The organism is Streptomyces sp. NBC_01463 (assembly GCA_036227345.1).
Taxonomy (GTDB): Bacteria; Actinomycetota; Actinomycetes; order Streptomycetales; family Streptomycetaceae; genus Streptomyces.
The window spans coordinates 4,172,373-4,186,919 of sequence record CP109468.1; the positions used below are offsets into that span (position 1 = coordinate 4,172,373).

16 protein-coding genes are annotated in these 14,547 nt (G+C 71.1%); 8 read left to right on the forward strand and 8 right to left on the reverse strand.

What is annotated here, in order from left to right:
* Positions 1-162 precede the first annotated feature (162 nt).
* Both phoU and OG521_18370 read left to right on the forward strand, forming a co-directional pair.
* On the forward strand, positions 163-840 hold the full coding sequence (gene phoU, locus OG521_18365; GenBank protein WUW22651.1) for a phosphate signaling complex protein PhoU: 678 nt from the start codon (positions 163-165) through the stop codon (positions 838-840).
* A 201-nt stretch (positions 841-1,041) separates the two neighbouring features.
* Positions 1,042-1,191 carry a hypothetical protein gene (locus OG521_18370; GenBank protein ID WUW22652.1) on the forward strand — a complete coding sequence of 50 codons (150 nt, stop codon included), beginning with the start codon at positions 1,042-1,044 and terminating at the stop codon, positions 1,189-1,191.
* A gap of 66 nt (positions 1,192-1,257) precedes the next feature.
* Here the strand turns inward: OG521_18370 and OG521_18375 are convergent, their stop codons facing one another.
* Positions 1,258-2,589: an MFS transporter gene (locus tag OG521_18375; GenBank protein WUW22653.1), complete on the reverse strand. Its 1,332-nt coding sequence runs from the start codon at positions 2,587-2,589 to the stop codon at positions 1,258-1,260.
* A gap of 193 nt (positions 2,590-2,782) precedes the next feature.
* Here OG521_18375 and OG521_18380 point away from each other — a divergent pair, with 193 nt between their 5' ends.
* Positions 2,783-3,541: a phosphoglyceromutase gene (locus OG521_18380; GenBank protein ID WUW22654.1), complete on the forward strand. Its 759-nt coding sequence runs from the start codon at positions 2,783-2,785 to the stop codon at positions 3,539-3,541.
* A gap of 83 nt (positions 3,542-3,624) precedes the next feature.
* Here the strand turns inward: OG521_18380 and OG521_18385 are convergent, their stop codons facing one another.
* The gene (locus OG521_18385; protein ID WUW22655.1) at positions 3,625-3,978 is read right to left on the reverse strand and encodes a PRC-barrel domain-containing protein; all 354 of its coding nucleotides are present in this window, start codon (positions 3,976-3,978) and stop codon (positions 3,625-3,627) included.
* Between the two features lie 298 nt (positions 3,979-4,276).
* A complete protein-coding gene (locus OG521_18390; GenBank protein WUW22656.1) occupies positions 4,277-4,447 on the reverse strand; it encodes a hydrophobic protein in 171 nt (56 codons plus the stop codon).
* A gap of 181 nt (positions 4,448-4,628) precedes the next feature.
* On the opposite strand from OG521_18390, the gene OG521_18395 reads away from it, so the two are divergent.
* Together OG521_18395 and OG521_18400 are read left to right on the forward strand one after the other, a co-directional pair.
* Positions 4,629-4,877: a hypothetical protein gene (locus OG521_18395; protein WUW22657.1), complete on the forward strand. Its 249-nt coding sequence runs from the start codon at positions 4,629-4,631 to the stop codon at positions 4,875-4,877.
* Positions 4,874-5,116 carry a hypothetical protein gene (locus OG521_18400; protein WUW22658.1) on the forward strand — a complete coding sequence of 81 codons (243 nt, stop codon included), beginning with the start codon at positions 4,874-4,876 and terminating at the stop codon, positions 5,114-5,116. Before OG521_18395 ends, OG521_18400 begins: the two co-directional genes overlap by 4 nt.
* A gap of 7 nt (positions 5,117-5,123) precedes the next feature.
* Here the strand turns inward: OG521_18400 and OG521_18405 are convergent, their stop codons facing one another.
* The 4 genes from OG521_18405 to mshA all read right to left on the reverse strand — a co-directional run bounded on the left by OG521_18405 (position 5,124) and on the right by mshA (position 10,191).
* Positions 5,124-5,921, reverse strand: coding sequence for a hypothetical protein (locus tag OG521_18405; protein ID WUW22659.1), 798 nt, complete (start codon positions 5,919-5,921; stop codon positions 5,124-5,126).
* Positions 5,922-6,285: 364 nt separating this feature from the next.
* Positions 6,286-8,070: a glycoside hydrolase family 55 protein gene (locus tag OG521_18410; protein ID WUW22660.1), complete on the reverse strand. Its 1,785-nt coding sequence runs from the start codon at positions 8,068-8,070 to the stop codon at positions 6,286-6,288.
* Between the two features lie 85 nt (positions 8,071-8,155).
* Positions 8,156-8,764, reverse strand: a complete 609-nt coding sequence (locus OG521_18415; GenBank protein WUW22661.1) for a YbjN domain-containing protein — start codon at positions 8,762-8,764, stop codon at positions 8,156-8,158.
* A gap of 62 nt (positions 8,765-8,826) precedes the next feature.
* Positions 8,827-10,191 (reverse strand): D-inositol-3-phosphate glycosyltransferase, encoded by a 1,365-nt coding sequence (gene mshA, locus OG521_18420; GenBank protein WUW22662.1) that lies wholly within the window; start codon positions 10,189-10,191, stop codon positions 8,827-8,829.
* A 236-nt stretch (positions 10,192-10,427) separates the two neighbouring features.
* On the opposite strand from mshA, the gene OG521_18425 reads away from it, so the two are divergent.
* The 3 genes from OG521_18425 (at position 10,428) to OG521_18435 (ending at position 14,166) form a co-directional block, all read left to right on the forward strand.
* Entirely contained in the window at positions 10,428-11,204 is a 777-nt protein-coding gene (locus OG521_18425) for a class I SAM-dependent methyltransferase (protein WUW22663.1), read from the forward strand.
* 241 nt (positions 11,205-11,445) lie between these two features.
* Positions 11,446-12,507, forward strand: coding sequence for an NlpC/P60 family protein (locus OG521_18430; GenBank protein WUW22664.1), 1,062 nt, complete (start codon positions 11,446-11,448; stop codon positions 12,505-12,507).
* 315 nt (positions 12,508-12,822) lie between these two features.
* Positions 12,823-14,166 (forward strand): fused response regulator/phosphatase, encoded by a 1,344-nt coding sequence (locus OG521_18435; GenBank protein WUW22665.1) that lies wholly within the window; start codon positions 12,823-12,825, stop codon positions 14,164-14,166.
* Here OG521_18435 and OG521_18440 read toward each other — a convergent pair.
* Complete coding sequence (locus OG521_18440) at positions 14,148-14,480, reverse strand: DUF2516 family protein (protein WUW22666.1); 333 nt, start codon at positions 14,478-14,480, stop codon at positions 14,148-14,150. The genes OG521_18435 and OG521_18440 overlap by 19 nt on opposite strands.
* Between the last annotated feature and the right edge of the window lie 67 nt (positions 14,481-14,547).

Sequence of the window (14,547 nt, forward strand, 5' to 3'; positions counted from 1 at the left end):
GCCGTCCGGGTGCCTGTCCGAACACTCGTCGCCCAGAGTTCACCGAGGGGCAAGCACCGGTTCACTTGGCCGGTCGGAACCCGACGCGTACGGCCGTCACGGTGGCACCGTGGGGTGCAGAGCTGGCCCCGGCCTCGGTTCAGGACTGGAGAGGGACATCCCATGCGTGACGCGTACCACGAGGAACTCGACTCGATCGGCGAGGGGCTGGTCGAGATGGCCCGGCTCGTCGGATCGGCGATCGGCCGGGCGACGACGTCCATGCTCGACGCCGATCTCAAGCTCGCGGAGACGGTGATCGCCGCGGACCAGAAGGTCGACGACCTGCAGCACGACCTGGAGGCCAGGGCCATCGCACTGCTGGCCCGCCAGCAGCCGGTGGCGACCGATCTGCGGATCGTGGTGACCTCGCTGCGGATGAGCGCCGACCTGGAGCGCTCCGGCGACCTCGCCCAGCACGTCGCCAAGCTGGCCCGGCTGCGCTTCCCGCAGTCGGCCGTCCCGCACGACCTGCACGCCACCATCCTGGAGATGGGCCAGCTCGCGCAGCGCCTGATGGCCAAGGCCGCCGAGGTGATCATCACCAAGGACGTCGACCTGGCGCTCCAGCTGGAGCAGGACGACGACGAGATGGACCTGCTGCACCGCACGCTGTTCCAGCACCTGATGGACGACCGCTGGAAGCACGGCATCGAGACGGCGGTCGACGTGACGCTGCTCGGCCGCTACTACGAGCGGTTCGCCGACCACGCCGTCTCCGTGGCCAAGCGCGTCGTCTACCTGGTGACGGGCGAGCACGCGGACGACATCCAGCAGCCGACACCGGTCGACGGCGCGTAACGCTCCACGAAGTCACATAACGGCAGACACGGAACATATCCAGCACATCCGGATACGCACATTCGTTCCTGCGCGTGTGCGCCGTTGATGCGCCCGCCCGGGTGGGCATGCAATGGGGTGGGGCGGCACGACTTGTCCGTACGCCCCGGTCGTGGGTCCCGCGCGGGCACACGGCCCTGTCGTACGTCCTGAGGAGGAACCATGGCCGATTCCCCCACGACCGAACCCCAGCGGGAGACACCCGTCGATGCGGCGCACGGCGGCGTCCTCGGCGCCTGCGGCTGCGGCTCGGGCTGCGGGTGCGGCTGCCAGTCCGGAGCGCCGTGCCAGTGCGGCGGCTGCTCCGGCTGACCGGCGCCGGGGCGCCCCCGCGGAAGTCTCCGCGCGGGGCGCCCCATTCCGCGTCCCGGCCGGCCCTCAGGCCATCCGCTCCACGGCGGGCTCCGGCCCGGTGGTCCCGGCGACGATCCCGTCCGCCGCACCAGCGGGCCCGCTCTCCACGACCGCGGGGACCGCGGCCGCCCCCTCCTTCGGCAGGCTCCGCATCAGCAGCCAGTAGCCGAGGGCCGCCAGGGTGCCCAGTACCGCGCACGTCCCCCACAGCCAGCCGGCCCCGAAGTGGTCGATCACCACACCGGACATCAGCGGGGCGACGAGTGCGGCGGCCGACCACGACAGGGTGTACATGCCCTGGTAGCGGCCCCGGCCGTGGGCCGGCGAGAGCCGGACGACCAGGCCGTTCTGCACGGGCGCGTTGACGATCTCGGCGACGGTCCAGACGCAGATGGTCAGCGCGTAGACCGCGACCGATCCGGCGAAGGCGGTCAGCCCGAAGCCGTACCCGGCGAGCAGCGACGACACGATGAGCAGCCGGCGAGGGTCGCGGCTCTGGATGAACCGGGTGACCGGGATCTGCAGGACCACGATCAGTACGCCGTTGACGGCGACCGCCGTACCGAAGTCGGAGCTGCTGAACCCGTCCGCCCCCATGGCCACCGGCAGCCCCACGTACCCCTGCTGGAAGATCAGGGCGATCACGAACGACAGCCCGACGACCCCCATGAACCGCCCGTCGCGCAGCACCGTCCCCAGCCGTACGTCGTCGGAGGCGACGGCTGCGGAGGCGTTGCCCGGCACCGCGGACACGGTCTTCCGCGGCCGGGACTCGGGCACCTTCATGAAGACGACGACCGCGCAGACCAGCGTCATCACCGCCTCGGCGACGAAGCCCGCGAGATAGCTGTACTCGGCGACGAAGCCGGCCCCCGCGGACGAGACCGCGAACCCGAGGTTGATCGCCCAGTAGTTGAGCGAGAAGGCCCGCACCCGGTCCTTCGCCGGAACGATGTCGGCGATCATCGCCTGGACGGCCGGACGCGAGGCGTTGCTCGCCATGCCGACGACGAAGGCGACGGCGGCGATCGCCACCGGATGGACCATGAAGCCGAGCACGGCGACCGACACGGCGGTCGAGACCTGCGCGGCCAGCATCGTGGGCCGCCGGCCGATCCGGTCCGTCATCACCCCGGCCCCCAGCGAGGAGACGACCCCGCCGAGCCCGTGCAGGGCGGCGACCAGACCGGCGTACGAGGCGGAGTAGCCCCGGTCCAGGGTCAGGTACAGGGCCATGAAGGTGGCGACGAACGCCCCGAGGCGGTTGACCAGCGTGCTGGTCCACAGCCACCAGAACTCCCTGGGGAGACCGGACACGGTTTCACGGGCAGCCCGTCTGAGACCGGCGACAGGCATGTGGGTTCCCCCCGGGACGTACGGATCGAAGACCGACGGTAAGAGGCCCGCCAGCCGTCCGAACATTACAAATCCGGGATTCCGGCCTGCCACTCATTTGACGGCAGCCGTCAATCGGCGCCGCCGCCGCCCCACCTGTCCGCCCTGTGGCCGGGCGCGCGCTGCCCGTACGGGTTCGATTACGCTCGGACCCATGGCCGACGCACCGTACAAGCTGATCCTCCTCCGCCACGGCGAGAGCGAATGGAACGCGAAGAACCTGTTCACCGGATGGGTGGACGTCAACCTCACCGAGAAGGGCGAGAAGGAGGCGGTCCGCGGCGGTGAGCTGCTCAAGGACGCCGGCCTGCTCCCCGATGTACTGCACACCTCGCTCCAGAAGCGCGCGATCCGCACCGCCCAGCTCGCGCTGGAGTCCGCGGACCGTCACTGGATCCCCGTCCACCGCTCCTGGCGGCTGAACGAGCGCCACTACGGCGCCCTGCAGGGCAAGGACAAGGCGCAGACGCTCGCCGAGTTCGGCGAGGAGCAGTTCATGCTCTGGCGCCGCTCCTACGACACCCCGCCGCCCGCCCTCGAGGACGGCACCGAGTTCTCCCAGAGCGACGACGCGCGCTACGCGACGATCCCGCCGGAGCTGCGCCCGCGCACGGAGTGCCTGAAGGACGTCGTCGACCGCATGCTGCCGTACTGGTACGACGGCATCGTCCCGGACCTCCTCGCCGGCAAGACCGTCCTGATCGCCGCCCACGGCAACAGCCTCCGGGCCCTGGTCAAGCACCTCGACGGCGTCTCCGACGCCGACATCGCGGGCCTGAACATCCCGACGGGCATCCCGCTCGCCTACGAACTGGACGAGAACTTCCGTCCGTTGAAGCCGGGCGGCACCTACCTCGACCCGGACGCGGCGAAGGCCGCCATCGAGGCCGTGAAGAACCAGGGCAAGAAGTAGCGGACAGCCCCGAAGAAGCCCCCTGCCCGCGGATGCTCCGCGGGCAGGGGGCTTTCTTGGTCTACCGGGTCGCGCTGTGGGGATCAGGTGCGGCGGTGGCTCCGGTAGTAGCCGCCGACCTGCTCGTGGTAGCCGGCGTCACCGACGTGCTTGTCCTTGTCGAATTCCGGGGAATGCTTGATCTGGTCCTTGGTCAGGTCGACAAAGACCTTCCGCTGCTCGGTGTCCACGGTGAGTACCGTGCCCGCCGGCAGCAGGACGTGCTTTCCGAAGATCCAGACACCGGTATCCACAACGAGATACGAGGAGTTGACTTCGTCCGAGTGCTTGTCGACCGATCCGATACTTCCGTCGGTCGCCTCTACCTTGTAGCCGATCAGGTCAGCGCCCGCGGTGTGGCCGGCGGCCGGCTGATAGCCCCAAATGTTGTCACTCATGGAAAAACAGCTCCTTCTTCGAGATTCTGCGCCCCTCCACCGGATAGTCCGGGGAGTCGCGTCTTGGTGCTGACCGAAAGGCCGGCACCCTCTCGGAAGATCGCCTGCCCTGCATCAAGAGCCCTACACACGTTCGCGGCAGAAGAAGCTCCGGGCCCTGTGGCGACGGGCGTCACGGCCCTGGTCCCGGCTCCGGGCCCAGCACCCTTTTCGCTGGAGCGCGCAATAACGCGGGGTGGGCCACGACGAATTGTCGTGGCCCACCCCGCGTTATTGTGCGGTCAGTCTTCATGCCGCGTCACCACCGGTACCAGCGGCCTCGCTTACCGCCGGATGCGGTCGGACGGATAACGAATCCGAGCAGCCACACCACCAGCACGATGACGGCTATCCACCACAGAGCCTTCAGTGCGAAACCGGCACCGAAGAGAAGCAGCGCGAGCAGAAGAACAAGAATGATAGGAACCATGGGTATCAACCTCCGAGGCGTCATGTGCCCCGGTATTCGCGCCCTACTCACCCCGGGTCCACAAGTTCGCCGCAAAGCCCGTTCCGTGTGTGGTGGTTCGCGGTACCGGCGTGGCCGGACGTGACGCGCCTCACTCGCCGTCGTACCCTGTGGCGCATGCGGGGAGAGCGGGGAGAGAGCCATGAGTGAGCCCCTGAAGACCTTTGTCGGCGGCGCCGAGGTCGAGGTGCCCAACAGCATCCCGGCCATCCGTGACGCCCTGCCCGAGGCGAGACGCGAGGAGTTCGACCACGCGATCAACGAGGCCGGGGTGCACGAGATCCAGTCCGTGATGCGGCACTGGATGCTGGAGGCCGTACCCGATCCGGAGGCCGAGCGGATCCTGGACCGGCTGGCGCAGGACGAGGCCGAGAGGCGGAGCGTCGCTTGAGCTTCCGCATCTCCTACGCGCCGCCCGCCGACGACACCCTGGCCAAGATGCGGGACGGCGACACCTTCCGGGACGAGATGGCGCGCACGCTGGGCCGGGACCCGTACGGGCACGCCTCGTCCGCCGTCAAGAGTGAGCACGATCGCCGTGAGGCCACGGTCGCCGGGGCGATCGTGCTCTATTACGTCTCCGGATCGGTCCTCACCGTCACCGTGGTGCGGCTCGTCCCGCTGCCCTGACCGCGCTTCAGGCGAGCTTGGCGGCCTGGGCGTCGATCACGGCGGTCGGCAGCTCGAAGTCGCCGCCCGCGCCGGCCGCGCCCAGGTTGAGCGAGGTCAGCGAGGCGACCGTGGCGCCCTGACGGATCTCGATCAGCTTCATCGCACTCTTCTCGCCCTCCGCCTCGACCGTCACCGACCAGGCCACGGCCTCCTCGCCGCCCTTGACCGGCACCTCCGCGATCTTGACGATCTTCTGCTTCGAGCCGGCCGCGGTGAGCGTGAAGCCGGAGGCGCACTCGGTCGCGGCGGTCCGCAGGCCCGACAGCGTCTTCTCGGCGCCCCCGTCCTCGTACGAGGCGAGGGTGACGAGCGTCGTCGTGATGTCGAAGGCGGCCTTGAAGGCCTCCGCCGGGTCGTCGCTCTCCTTGTCGCCGCCCTTCTTCGGCTCGCTGACCACCTTGCGCTGTGTGGACGCGGCCGGCTGTCCGGCCTTGGCGCCCATCAGGGCGTCGGCGAAGGCGTCACAGGCCGCCTTGTCCGTGGTGACGTCGTCCCCCGAGATCGCGTCGGCGGGACCGGCCTTGGCGATCTTGTGGCCCTTGACGTCGCCCTGCGCCAGCGAGACCTTCTCCAGCTCGGCCGCGCTCAGCGCCTTCGCGCCGGCCTTGTCCGCGGGCTTCGCGGACGAGGAGGCGCCCGCCTTGCCGCTGTCCTTGTTCGCCGCGTCGCCGTCCGCGGTGTCCGAACCGCAGGCGGCGGTGAGGAGGGCCAGGGACATCACGGTGGCGGCAACGGCGGTACGGCGTATGGCAGTGGGTCGCATGGCCCGTCCTTCTTGTCTCAAGGTGTTTCGCCCGCACGAGAGCGGCCGCCACCGGGTTCGGCGCGGCTGTGGGGTCGTGGGGGTTTGCCAACTCTATGAGCACGCTGTGGTTTGGCGATCCGTCAAAGCGGGCATCGCACGTGATCGTGACGACGTCGTGATCACTCCGGCAGGGCCCTGAACGGGGCATCCGGCACAAACGGCAGCAACCCGCGCCGGAAGACGTCCGGGGAGCAGCTGGAGTGGACGTGGAACGAGGTGGTGCCGCAGCTCGAAGCGGCGCTCGGTGAGGTGGAGTCGGCACTGCGCGGACGAGGGACCCCGGACAGGGCCCGAGGGCCGCGGCAGCGCCGGCTCCCGTTCCTCAGCGCCCGAGGGCCCGTTGGGCGTCGTGCAGGTTGGCCGGCCGGACCGCGCCCGGGGTTCCGTAAGCCTCCAGGCGGGTGTGCAGTTCGCCGGTGAAGTCGGGGACGTCGATCTGGTCGAACTCCGTCACCTCGCTGACGCCCACGGTCGCGCTGTACGGGGCGAGGCCGTCGATCCGCATCAGGCCGGCCCGGCCGTTGGTGACGCGGATGTTCCAGTGCGTGAAGCGGGCGCCGAACAGCGGTCCGGCGCTCGCGTCACCGCCGTGCCGCCCGTTGTTGTTCACGGTGATGTCGGTGCGGACGTTGGCGAACGGCATCCCGCGGTGCGAGTCGAACGTGCCCATCTCCATCACCCCGCGCGACCACACGTTGTGGCTGGACAGGCCCTCGACGTTGATGCCGTGCAGCTGGGTCCCGTCGGGCGCGGGGACGGTGCGCTGCTCGATGGTGAAGTCCTCGACCAGGTTGTCGTGGCTGCCCTCGCGGCAGTAGTACGGGTGGTGCGAGCCGCGCCCCGCGACCCTCGTGCGGCGCAGGGTGCAGGCGGAGGCGCCGATGAGGCCGAAGCCGTTGTCGACGTGGCGGACGGTGATGTCTTCGGCCCAGCAGTCGTACGCGCACTGGAACGCGACGCCGTTGTACCCCTTGTCGAGCAGGTGCTGCGACTGCGGGGTCTCGACCGCTTCGAGCGTGAGCCCTTCGACGCCTGAACCGGTGAGCGGGGTGGCCAGGGTGGTCAGGCGCGGGTCCCACTCGGGGCGGACGTCGAGCGGGAGGGGCCGCTCCAGGGTGACCTGGCGGCCGTGCACGGCGGTGATGCGGACCGGCCATTCGTAGGGGACGTACGAGGTCAGCTTCGTCTTGTCGTCCCAGTAGTACGCCTCCGGGCCCGCGCCGCCGCCCGCCATGTGCTCCAGGAGGGTGTGCGCGGAGTCGTCGGCGAGGCGCAGCAGGACGAGCGCGCCGCGCTTCAGCTTCCGGGCGTCGTCGACGGTGATCGTGCGGTCGCCGAGCCGGGCGGGGGCGACGGTGGTCAGGGTGCGCCACTCGTCGCGCTTGTTGCCGGTCCACCCCTCGAAGGGCCAGGCCTTCGCCTTGATGGCGTCGGTGAGCGAGGTCCAACGGGCCTCGGGGCAGAGCCAGATGAGCCCGCCCGCCCAGGACCAGCTGGACTTGTCGCCGCCGTAGCGGCTGCCGTACACGCCGATGAGCTCGGTGAGGTTCTTCGTCGCGTACAGGGTGGTGCGGCCGCTGCCCGCGCCGCGCACGACGACGTCGCTGTGACCGATGCGGATGACGTCGTCGATGCGGTACGTGCCCTCGGGGATGAGGACCGTGCCACCGCCGCGCTCTCCGGCAGCGGCGATGGCACGGTTGATCGCGGGGGCGGCGTCGGCGGAGTTGTCCGGCCTCGCGCCGTAGTGCAGGACGTTGGCGGTGAAGCCGTGGCCGCCCCGGGGGCGGGGCAGGGCGGAGCCGCCGCGGTAGCCGGCCCGGCCGATGAACGGGATCTGCGGGTGGGTGAAGGGCTCCGCGGCGAACTCCCCCCAGAGCGGGGTGAACCGGGGCCCGCCGCCGGCCGTCGCGGCGGTGGCGGCGCCGTCCGCGGCGAGGGCCGTCCCGCCGCCGAACGTGCCGGTCGCCGCGGCCGCGGCGACGGCCACCGCGCCGCCGAGCAGTCCACGCCTGCTGATGTCCGCCCTGTTCCCCATGGTCACCATGAGCCCGATCCGCCTTTCATGGATGTGAACGACGTTCATGTCCTCGTCGGCGGTGAGCATGCCACGAGTCCCCGGCACGGCGAAAGAGCCGTGCACCGGGGAAATCAGACAGGGGAACCGGGCGGGAACCGCCGGGCAATGAGCGTCAGTTGGCGGGACGCTGGGTCAGATGCGTGAACGCGTCCAGATTCCGCGTGGACTCGCCGTTCGCCACCCGCCAGGCGTACTCCTTGCGGATCGCACTGGCGAAACCGAGCTCCAGGAGGGAGTTGAAGGCGCCGTCGGCGGCCTCCAGGACGGCACCCAGCAGCCGGTCCAGCTCCTCAGGCGTGACCACGGAGAGGGGCAGCTTGCCGACGAGGTAGACGTCCCCGAGCGAGTCGATCGCGTAACTCACCGCGAAGAGCCGGAGGTTGCGCTCCAGCAGCCAGCGGTGGACCGCCGCGTCGTTCTCGTCGGGGTGGCGGATGACGAAGGCGTTGAGGGAGAGCGCGTGCGCGCCGACGATGAGCGAGCAGGTGGTGGCGAGCTTGCGGGTGCCGGGCAGCTGGACGACGTAACTGCCGGGCGCGGGGCTCTCCCAGTCGAGTCCGGCGTCCTCGAACGTCGCCTCGATGATCCGCAAGACCTGCGCGGCCTGCCCGCCCGCCTCGGCCTGCCCGCCCGCCTCGGCCTGCTCGCCCTGCTCGACAGCCTCGGCCTGCTCGCCCTGCTCGACCTGTGTCTTTGCCGCTTCGCCGGGTACGTCAGCCATGGAACGAGCGTACGTCAGGCACCGGACGCCCGTCCGGCGGGAAGCCTGCGGGCGGGCACCCCTCAGGCGTGGTGCGACCGCGTCCGCCGCCGGTGTTCCTGCATCGCCGCGCCGTACACGTCCGCCGTCGCCGACGCCGCCGTGTCCCAGCCGAAGCGCTGGGCGTGCTCCGCCGCCGCGCGGCCCATCCGGCCGACCAGCTCGGGCGCCACGGCGAAGCGTTCGAGCGCGCGGGCGTACGCCTGCGGGTCGTGCCCCGGGATCAGGAAGCCGCTGACCTCGTCGCGCACCGCCACCGGCAGCCCGCCGACGGCCGCGGCGACGACCGGGGTGCCGGCCGCCTGGGCCTCTATGGCGACCAGGCCGAAGGACTCGCTGTACGAGGGCATGACCAGCACGGACGCGGCCCGGAACCAGTCGGCGAGCTGGTCCTGCCCGACCGGTGGATGGAAGCGCACGACATCCGCGATCCCGAGCCGGGCGGCCAGCTTCTGCAGCCCCTCCGGCTTGGCGAGGCCGCTGCCGCTGGGGCCGCCGACGACCGGCACGACGATCCGGGAGCGCAGCGAGGGGTCGCGGTCCAGCAGGACGGCGACGGCGCGCAGCAGCACGTCCGGGGCCTTCAGCGGCTGGATGCGGCCCGCGAAGAGCGGGATCAGGGCGTCCTGGGGCAGCCCCAGGCGGTCCCGGGCCGCGGCGCGCCCGTCGGCGGGGCGGAAGCGGTCCAGGTTGACGCCGGGATGGACGACGGCGACGGATCCCGGATCGGCCTCGTAGAAGCGGACGAGCTCGTCCGCCTCCTCCGCGGTGTTCGCGATCAGCCGGTCGGCCGCGCTGACGATCTGCGTCTCGCCGATGACCCGGGCGGCGGGTTCGGGGGTGTCGCCCTCGGCGAGCGAGGCGTTCTTGACCTTGGCCATGGTGTGCATGGCGTGGACGAGCGGGACGCCCCAGCGCTGGGCGGCGAGCCAGCCGACGTGGCCGGAGAGCCAGTAGTGGGAGTGCACCAGGTCGTAGTAGCCGGGGCGCTGGCCGGCCCATGCCTGCATCACGCCGTGCGTGAAGGCGCAGAGCTGGGCGGGCAGCTCCTCCTTGGCCAGGCCCTCGTACGGGCCCGCGTCGACGTGCCGGACCAGGACGCCGGGCGACAGCTCGACGGCCGGCGGCAGCGCGCCGGTGGTGGAGCGGGTGAAGATCTCGACCTCGATGTTGATCGCGGCCAGGCGCTTGGCGAGCTCCACGATGTACACGTTCATGCCGCCCGCGTCGCCCGTCCCCGGCTGGTGCAGCGGGGAGGTGTGCACGGAGAGCATCGCGATCCGGCGCGGCTTGCGGGGGCCGCCCGCGAAGGTGCCGGTGAGACCGGCGGGGAACCTGAGACGCGGTGCGACGCGGCTGCTGCCGAGCCGAGAGACGTACTGGCTCACGTCGTCCGGTCCTCCTCGCTCAGGGCACTGGTACCGACTTCGTTCAAGGCATGGCACCGAAGGGACACAGGGTCCCTTCGAAGGTCTGGAACAGCGGAACTCCTCCTTTCATTTCCGCTTTGCCAAATCATTACGGTCGGGCTCCGGCGTGTCGCCGCAACGGCTGCCGCACCCCCGCGACCGCGTCACGGCGGTCCCGGGGCGGGCCGTCCGCCGGGATCGTTACGCTCTGTGTCATGCGCCCGATCGGCACCGCGACCCGCGGGACCACCAACCCGAACCGGCTGCGCCGCATGGACCGCTGGATCGCCGCCACGCACGGCCCCGCCCTGCGCCGCGCCGACGCCCCCGTGGCGGTCGACCTCGGGTACGGCGCCGCCCCCTGGACCGCCGTGGAGCTGCTGGAGCGCCTGCGCACCGCCGAACCGCGCACCTCGGTGGTCGGTATCGAGATCTCCCCCGAGCGGGTCGTGGCGGCGCGTCCGTACGAGCGCGAGGGCCTCACCTTCCGGCACGGCGGCTTCGAGATCCCGCTGCCGCAGCGGCCCGCCCTGATCCGGGCGGCGAACGTGCTGCGCCAGTACGACGAGGGCGAGGTCGCCGCCGTCTGGCAGCGGCTGTGCGAACGGCTCGCTCCGGGCGGACTGCTGGTGGAGGGCACCTGCGACGAGATCGGGCGCCGCCACGTCTGGGTGGCGCTGGGCCCGGAGGGCCCCCGTACGGTCACGTTCGCGACCCGGCTCGGCTCCCTCGGCCGGCCGTCCGACCTCGCCGAGCGGCTGCCCAAGGCGCTGATCCACCGCAATGTGCCGGGCGAGCCCGTCCACGCGTTCCTGCGCGACTTCGACCGCGCCTGGGCGGCCGCGGCGCCGTACGCCTCGCTGGGCGCCCGGCAGCGCTGGATCACCGCGGTGCGGGCGCTGTCCGGCGACTGGCCGCTGACGGACGGCGTACGGCGGTGGCGCCAGGGCGAAGTGACGGTGAAATGGGCGGCACTGCGACCCGAGCAGTAGCCCAACACATGGAGAACGGGGAGGAATCCCCCTCCAACGGGAACACCGGCCCGGCATCGTTCGTCCCAGAACAGGGAAGCCGGATCACGGGAGCCGGGCCATTGGAGTGACACGAGGGGCGCGGACCGGCGGAGATGTGTCTGCCTCTGTTGCTTTTCGGTAGGGCATGGCACGATCTCGTCGGCACCATAAGTTACTGACGGTAAATCAGATTCATGGGATCTGCTCGGAGGGGGAGTTCGTGTACCGACGTCACTGCGCCGCTGCCGCGATGACTCTGGTGTGCGCCATGGCCGTACTGGCCGCGCCGGTCCAGGCTTTCGCCGCACCCGCCCCTCCCTCGCCGGCTCCCCCCGCCGAGCCGGGGAAGAAGAGCCTCGAAGAGGTGCGCCAGGAGATCGACGGCCTGTACCGGGCGGCGGGATCGGCCACGGACGCGTACAACCTCGCCGAGGAGAAGGCCAAGAAGCAGTCGGGCGAGATCGTCAAGCTGGCCCAGGCCATAGTCGAGGGCCAGGCGAAGATCGCCGACCTCAAGAGCAGGGCGGGTGCCCAGGCCCGCGAGCAGTACCGCAACGCCGGACTCCCGGCGGGCGCCCAGCTGATGCTCAGCGGCGACCCGCGGCTCTTCCTGGACGGCGTCAGCCGCGCCCGCCAGGGCCAGCAGGCCACCAAGGGACTGCTGGGTGAACTGAACAGGACCCAGCAGGACCTGGAGACGTACACCCAGGACGCGAGCACCAACTGGACCAAGCTCGAAGCCAATCGCGTCAAGCAGGCCAAGGCCAAGAAGAAGATCAACGAGCAGATCGCGGCGGCGAAGAAGCTGGAGTCCCGGCTGGAGAAGAAGGAGCGCGCGCGGCTCCTCCAGCTGGAGCAGGAGGCGGAGTACAAGTCGCAGACCGCCTGGCTGAGCTCCGGCGCCCTGAAGGAGATCAACCGCGAGGCGAGTGCGAGCGGCAAGAAGGCGGTGGCCTTCGCCACCGCCAAGATCGGACTGCCGTACGTGTGGGGGGCCGAGGGCCCCAAGTCGTACGACTGCTCCGGGCTGACCTCCCAGGCGTGGGCGTCGGCGGGCCGGCCCATCCCGCGCACCTCGCAGGAGCAGTGGGCGCAGCTGCCGCACATCGCGATCGAGGACATGCGCCCCGGCGACCTGATCATCTACCACGGCGACGCCAGCCATGTCGGGATGTACATCGGCGACGGCGCGATCGTGCACGCCCCGCGCCCCGGCCGCAACGTCACGCTCGCCGGTGCGGGCTCGATGGAGATCCTCGGCGTCGTCCGCCCGGACAAGTAGGGCTCCCGGACCCGTCCGTCCGGACGAGCGGACGCATCCGGGCGCCGACGACTCCTCCCCCGCGGCCACCGGCGTGAGCGGTGCCACTGCGGCCCGGACGGCCGGCGTGACCTTTGTCATGCCGTCCCGGGCGGCCGCGGACGGCACATCGCGCCGGATCCGTGACCTGACGCGGCTTATGGCGGTGCATATGCCGGAGGCGGAGTGCCGCGCGCCATTCCGTTCCCGTATCCGGTACCGCTATCGTCCCCGTCTGGCGGGTCGTCGATCGTCGTTCCGCCGCGCCCTCGGGGGGAGGGAAGGAAACCCGAACCGATGCCCGTACCCGTACCGCAGCAACGTGCCGCTCCCGCTGCGGAGGCCAGCTCCGGCACCGACCTCACCCTCCTGGTGATCGAGGACGACCCGGCGGGCACCTTCACCGTCCCGGAGCTCTCCACCGCCGCGGGCACTCGGGTCCGCATCCGCGCCGCCCGCAACCTGACCGAGGCGGGCCGCCTCCTCACCGACGACGTGGACTGCATCCTGCTGGACCTGGCCCTGCCGACCGGCGCCGAGACACGCGGCGAGCGGGGCACGGAGCCGGACGGTCTCGCCACCCTCAAGCACGTGCTGCGCATCGCGCCCCGGCACGCCGTCCTCGCGCTCACCGCGGAGGACGACGCCGAGCTGGCCGCCGAGGCGGTACGGGTCGGCGCGCAGGACTACCTCTTCCGCGACGAGCTCGACGGCAGGCTGCTGAGCCGCGCCATCCGCTACGCCGTCGAACGCAAACGCGCCGACGTCGCCCAGCACCAGCTCACCGAGTCCCGGCTGCGCGCCCAGGAGAACGCCCGGCTGGAGCGCGGACTGCTGCCCACGCCCCTGCTGGACGGCTCCGATCTGCACTTCGCGGCCCGCTACCGCCCCGGCCGCAGCCGCGCGCTGCTCGGCGGGGACTTCTACGACACGGTCCGCACACCGGACGGCACGGTCCACGCGATGATCGGCGACGTCTGCGGGCACGGCCCGGACGAGGCGGCCCTCGGCGTCGAACTGCGCATCGCCTGGCGCGCCCTGACCCTGGCCGGGCTCTGCGGCGACGAACTGCTCTCCACCCTCCAGCAGGTCCTGGAGCACGAGCGGGAGAGCGAGGAGATCTTCGCGACGCTCTGCACCGTCGACATCGCGCCGGACGGCCGCCGTGCGGGCCTGTGCCTGGCGGGCCACCCCGCACCGCTGATCGCCCGGCAGGGACGGGCCGCGCATCTGCTGCCGTACGAGGACGGCGGCCCGGCGCTCGGGCTGCTGCCGCGCGCCCGCTGGCCGCGCCGGCAGGTGGAGCTCGGCGGCTCCTGGAGCCTGATGATGTACACGGACGGACTGATCGAGGGCCGTGTCGGCAACGGCACCCAGCGCCTGGGCCAGGACGGCATGGTCGCGATGATCAACCGTCAGCTGTCCGAGGGCCTGACCGGCGAGGACCTGCTGGAAGCGGCGGTGACCCACGTCCGGGAGCTGAACGGCGGCGAACTCACCGACGACGTCGCGGTCCTGCTGCTCGACCGCGACCAGGAAGCCGTCCGCCGCCGGGCGCAGCAGTGCGACCGGGGCCGGAGCATCCCGCGCCCCCGCCCCGGACAGGTGTCACCCGCGGGTGCTCAACGCCCGCCGTTGTAGGGCCCGTACGGACCGTCGCTGCTGGAACCGCCGCGACGCCCGCCGCCGGAGACGGCCTTGAGCGCGGGCCGCACGTCCACGAAGAACACGATGGACGCGATCAGCCCGGCGATCTGCACGAAGAGGAACGGCACCCAGAGGTTCACCACCACCGCGATGCCGAGGATGATCAGCCAGAACGACTTCTTCTGCTTGTCCGCGGCACGGTAGGCGTCCTCGCGGGCGACCGCGGCCATGACCAGCGCGACCACGGCGAGGACGAGCATGGCCGTGTAGATCAGCCCGAGGAACGTGTTGAAGCCTTCGAGCAACATGATGTGCACCGCCTAGTGAGTGAATGAGCGCCTCGCGGCCAAGGTACCGGGACAACGACCGGCACAC